This window comes from Roseicyclus sp., from assembly GCF_052168335.1.
Lineage (GTDB): Bacteria > Pseudomonadota > Alphaproteobacteria > Rhodobacterales > Rhodobacteraceae > Roseibacterium.
Genome location: NZ_JBQLZP010000670.1, coordinates 1 through 4773, shown reverse-complemented (window position 1 = coordinate 4773; position 4773 = coordinate 1). Strand labels below are relative to the sequence as shown.

Annotated in this window: 3 protein-coding genes; all 3 read right to left on the bottom strand. The window is 70.2% G+C overall.

The features are described from left to right. Positions 1–116: 116 nt before the first annotated feature. Entirely contained in the window at positions 117–2306 is a 2190-nt protein-coding gene (locus tag ACTS11_RS20440; RefSeq protein ID WP_442642124.1) for an ABC transporter permease, read from the bottom strand. A 6-nt stretch (positions 2307–2312) separates the two neighbouring features. Then, complete coding sequence (locus ACTS11_RS20435; protein ID WP_442642123.1) at positions 2313–3335, bottom strand: ABC transporter substrate-binding protein; 1023 nt, start codon at positions 3333–3335, stop codon at positions 2313–2315. A gap of 119 nt (positions 3336–3454) precedes the next feature. Beyond that, positions 3455–4300, bottom strand: coding sequence for a BtpA/SgcQ family protein (locus ACTS11_RS20430; RefSeq protein ID WP_442642122.1), 846 nt, complete (start codon positions 4298–4300; stop codon positions 3455–3457). Between the last annotated feature and the right edge of the window lie 473 nt (positions 4301–4773).

Here is a 4773-nt window from a genome sequence, read left to right as displayed (position 1 = left end):
ACGTCACGAGCTCGCCCTTGGCGATGGCGAAGCTGATGCGGTCCACCGCCGTGGCGCTGCCGTAGCGCTTGACCACGTCGACGAACTCGATGGCGGTTTCCGTCATGTCCCGTCTCTCATTCCGCGGGCTCCGCCGCTGCGGGGCGCCCCTGCAATTCCTGCCTGCGCCCGAGCTTCCGCGTCCCGACGAGGACCTGGATCACCACCACGCAGAGGATCATCACGATCATCAGCACCGCCGAATAGGCGATGGCCAGCGCGTATTCCCCGGCCTCGACCCGGCCCATGATGTAGGCCGTCGCCATGTTGTGCCGCGCCGAGACGAGGAAGATCACGGCGGAAACGGCCGTCATCGCCGTGACGAAGGAGTAGACCAGCGCGGTGAAGACCGCCGGCCGGATCAGCGGCAACACCACGCGGCGGAGCGTCGTGGCGCCGCCCGCGCCCATGGTTTGCGAGGCCTCCTCCATCGACTTGTCGATCTGCGCGAGCGCCGCGAGGCCCGCGCGCATCCCCACCGGCATGTTGCGGAAGACGAAGCAGATGATGAGGATCGCCGCCGTTCCGGTGATGTCCACCGGCGGCACGTTGAAGGCCGCGACGTAGGAGACGCCGACGACCGTGCCAGGGATGGCGAAGGACAGCATCGTGCCGAACTCGAAGGCGCGGCGTCCCGCGAAGTCCTGCCGGGCCACGAGCCAGGCGGTCAGGATGCCGACGATCGTGGTGAGGGGGGCTGCCAGCCCCGCGACCCAGAGCGTCGTGATCATCGAGTCCCAGGCCGAGCCGTAGAGCTCCAGCCCCGTCTCGGCGATCTCGAAGCGGAAGGCGGTGACGAGGTGGCCGAGCGTCGGTGTCAGGTCCCAGCGGCCGATGTCGGTGACGAAACCGCCCGCCGCGATGATGACGTAGACCGCCAGGGTGAACAGGACCCAGGGCAGCACCACGGCCAGGACCGCGATCTTCAGGATCGGCGGCAGCGGCGCGGCCAGCCCCGCGTCCGACTTGCCGGTGACGGTGACGTAGCTCTTCTTGCCCATCCAGCGCATCTGGAGCCAGAACGCGATGAGCGTGAGCCCGAGGAGGATCATGGCCAGCGTCGCGGCGTTGCCGAGGTCGTAGCGCGCGCCGACGACAGCGAAGAAGATCTTGACCGACAGCACCTCGTAGCCGCCGCCCAGCACGATCGGGTTGCCGAAGTCCGCGAGGCTCTCGATGAAGGCGAGCAGGAAGGCCGCCGCGAGGCCCGGCCGCAGGAGCGGCCATGTCACGGTGCGGAAGGTGGTGGTCGCCTTCGCGCCGAGCGTGCGCGCCGCCTCCTCCAGCGTCGGGTTGATCGCCTCGAGCGTGGAGAGGAGCACCAGGAAGGTGACGGGCGCGAAGGCCAGGACCTGCGCGATCAGGATGCCGGGCAGGCCGTAGACCCAGCGGGTCGGCCGCACCTCCATCAGGTCGGCGACGAAGCCGGTGACGAGGCCCGTGCGCCCGAAGAGGAGGATGATGGCGACGCCGACCACGAAGGGCGGCGTGATGATCGGCAGGATCGAGATGGCGCGGAGCGCGCGCTTCATCCGGAAATCGGTGCGGTTGACGAGGAGTGCCAGCGCGAGGCCGAGGGCGGTGGCCAGCGTCGCGGACAGGACGCCGAGGACCACCGTGTTCACGACCACGCCGCAGCGCCCCGCGCCGACGAAGCACGACACGCCCCAGAGGTCCGGCGCCGTCAGCCGCGCCCAGAACGTGCCGAGCGCGAGCGCCCCCTCGGTGTCGACGAAGGCCGCGAGCCCGAGGCGCAGGATCGGGAAGAACACGAAGAGGGTCAGCAGGGCGACGATGGCCGTGATGCAGAAGGCCGGGAACCGCTCGCCCCGGCAGAAGCCGCGCGCCGCGACGAGGTCCGACAGGAGGCCGACCAGCGCGATCCCGGCGAGGAACCCGCCCCAGCCGAAGCCGGTCTGCCCCTCGGCCGCGCGCGGGAAGAGGCCGCCGACCCATTCGGCGGAGGGGCCGCGCAGGCCCACCGCGAAGCCCTGCCAGATCAGGAGGCCGAGCGCGCCCGCCGCCGGCGCGAGCGCCGGGGTCGAGCGCTGCCACCTCTTCGTCAGCGCCGCGAAGGCAAGCGCCGCTGCCGCGCCGATCAGCGGCCAGAGCCAGCCACGCCCCGAAAGCGCCTGGGCCAGTGCCGAGGCGCCGGGGCCCGCCGCCAGCCCCATGCCCTTGTACCAGGGCAGGAGAACCAGCGATGCGGCGAGCAGACCGAGCCAGGCTGCCCCGGCGCGGTCCGATGTCAGCGTGAGGCGTGCCACGGACCGTTACTGGGGCAGCGATCCGATCTCGGCATCCCAGCGCTGCAACAGACGCGTGCGCTCCTCGCTCGAGCCGTAGAGCGCGAAGTCGTAGTCGATCAGGTTCACGTCCTCGAGGCGGGGCGCCGCGTCGGGCGTGGCCGCGTTCACGTTCGAGGGGATCTGGAAGCTGTTGTTCGCCGCCCCGATCTCCTGCGCGGCGGGCGTCAGCGCCCAGTCGTAGAAGGCGCGCGCCGCGTCCGGGTTCGGGCCGCCCGCGATGATCGACATGGAGCCCACCTCGTAGCCGGTGCCCTCGCAAGGCGCGACGGTCACGATGGGGGCGCCCTGCACCGTCTGCGCGACCGCGTCGTGCATGAAGACGATGCCGATCGCCGTCTCGCCCGTCGCGGCCGCCCGGATCGGGGCCGAGCCCGACTGCGTGTACTGGCTGATGTTGTTGTGAAGCTCCGCGAGATAGGCGAAGGCCTCGTCCTCGCCCATGAGCTGCACCATCGTGGCGAGCATGGTGTAGGACGTGCCCGAGGAGTTCGGGTTCGCCACCTGGACGTCATCCTCGAAGCGCGGGTCGAGCAGGTCCGCCCAGCAGGCCGGCGGGTTCTCGGTCACGAGGTCGGAGTTGTAGCCGAAGCCGAGGCCGCCGGCGTAGATGCCGACGGTGCGGAAGCCCGAGGTCTCGGCCTGCTGCACGGCCCAGGGCTGGAGCTGGTCCAGCATCTCCGAACGGTATTCCTCGGTCAGGCCTTCCTGCGCGGCCTGGAGATGCGGGTCGCCGGTGCCGCCCCACCACACGTCGCCGCGCGGCTGCGCCGCCTCGGCGGCGATCTGGGCATAGGTCTCGCCCGAGGAGCGCCGCGTCATCAGAACGTTGATCCCGGTCTCGCGCTGGAACGCCTCGGACATGCCGCGGCACCATTCCTCCTGGACCGAGCAGTAGAGCACCAGTTCGTCGGCTTGCGCGCTGGCCGGCACGATGGCCGCAAGTCCGGCTGCCGCGAGGGTCGCGGCCCGCAGGTTATCCCGTGTCATGAGTTTCCTCCCCGAAACCTTTGTGACGGTTATGTGACACCATTTGGCTCGGGAAAGCTTAGCGGCGCAAGCAGTTTATCGCCCGACGCACATGTGGCTGGCGGAGCTTCGGCCGGCGGTCACGACCGCTCCAGCACGGGCTGCGCGGCCGCCACGAAGTCGCGGACGCGCGCAGCCTCCACCGCGTTCCACCAGACGCCGCCCTCCTTGAGGGAGGAGGCCACGATCACCGCATCGGCCCGCTCGAGGATCGCCGCCACGTTCGCTGGCGAGACGCCCGAGCCCACGAGCACCGGCAGGTGCGTCGCGGCGCGCACCGTCTCGATCTCCTCGAGGGACGCGCTGTCCCCGGTGCGGTTTCCCGTGGCGATCACCGCGTCGGCGTCGAAGAAGGCGAGGTCGCGCGTCAGTTCGGCCAGGCTCCGGTCGGCGACGATGGCGTGGCTGCCGTGCTTGACATGGCTGTCGGCGAAGACGCGGATGCCGTCGGCCCGGAGCTTCGCGCGGTAACGCAACGCCTCGGCCGCGCGGCCCTCCATGAAGCCCTCGTTCGCGACATACGCATTGGCCCACTGGTTCACGCGGATGAACGAGGCTCCCGAGGCCGCGGCGATCGCGAAGGCCGGGACGGGCGCGTTCGCGAGCACGTTGATCCCGATGGGCAGCGCGAATTCCCGCGCGACCCGGTCGGCCACGACCGCCATGAAGGCCGCCGTCTCGGGGCCGATGTCCTCGGGCTTCGAGAAAGGGATGTCGCCGTGGTTCTCGACGAGAAGGCCGTGCATCCCGCCCGCGACCAGCCGCTCGGCATCGCGCAGGCAGATGGAGACGATCTCCTCGCGCGCCATGCCGCGATAGCGCGGCGCCCCGGGGAAGGCCGGGCAGTGGATCATGCCGATCAGCGCCTTCTTCCGGCCGAAGATCGCCTCGATCGCGTCGCCGGGTCGGTCGGATATCTGCGTCATGCCGCGCCTGTTCCTTCGCTCACCGTGCCTCTCGCGTCTCCTCGGGCGGAGGGGCGGATCCGGTCGAGCCAGACCGCATTCCGGTCGGGGTTTCAAGGTTCGCCGTCGCCATGACCTTCCGTCGTCCGGGCCGATGCCGGTTTGCGCGCCACACCGAGGCAGAGGACCGCCCTGACCGGCACGGGCCCGAAGACGAGGGCTCCGCGCCTGTTCACGCCTCCCGGTCCGAGCCCGCCGGGGGCACCCGCAGTCAAAATGCCGCGACGGCGTGTCCGGGCATGGACCCGATCCTCCGGTTGCGTGGTTGGCGTTCTGGGCGGTGCACGACCCGGCACCAGCGTCCCCACCCGTTCATAAGCCAAGTCACAGGAAGGAAATCCGATGATCGTCAAAGGATTGCCACAGATCATTGTCGCCGGAGCGCTGGTCGCGTCGCCGGCATTCGCGCAGACCGCCTTCGACAACACGGACAT